General features: G+C 65.5%; 1 protein-coding gene. It reads left to right on the forward strand.

The annotated features are described in order from the left end of the window. Positions 1 to 464, forward strand: a 464-nt coding sequence (locus U873_RS34630; RefSeq protein WP_043274794.1) for a hypothetical protein, incomplete at both ends; no start/stop codon positions are given.

Here is a 464-nt window from a genome sequence, read left to right on the forward strand (position 1 = left end):
CGCCAACCCCTATGGCGTGACTTGCAACGGCTGCGGCTTCATCAACACCCCGAAAGCCACCCTGACCACCGGCAAGCCGGTGATCGACAACGGCCAGATCCAGCGTTATCAGGTGGACCAGGGCAGCGTCGCCATCGAAGGCGCGGGGCTCAATGCGAGCAACGTCGATCAGTTCGAAATCATCACCCGCAGCGCCAGGATCAACGCCGAGATCCAGGCCCAGCACCTGGCGCTGATCGCCGGGGCCAACGACGTCGACGCCAAGACCTTGAACGCCACGGCGCGCACCGCCAACCCGGCGGACGCACCGCAACTGGCCATCGACTCATCGGCCCTGGGCGGCATGTACGCCGGGGCGATCAAGCTGGTGGGCACCGAGGCAGGGGTTGGGGTCAAGCTCGATGGCAAGTTGATTGCCAGCGGTGGCGACATCCAGCTCGATGCCAACGGCCAGTTGCGCATGG

It is taken from the genome of Pseudomonas sp. PH1b, assembly GCF_000633395.1.
In the GTDB taxonomy this organism is placed as follows: domain Bacteria; phylum Pseudomonadota; class Gammaproteobacteria; order Pseudomonadales; family Pseudomonadaceae; genus Aquipseudomonas.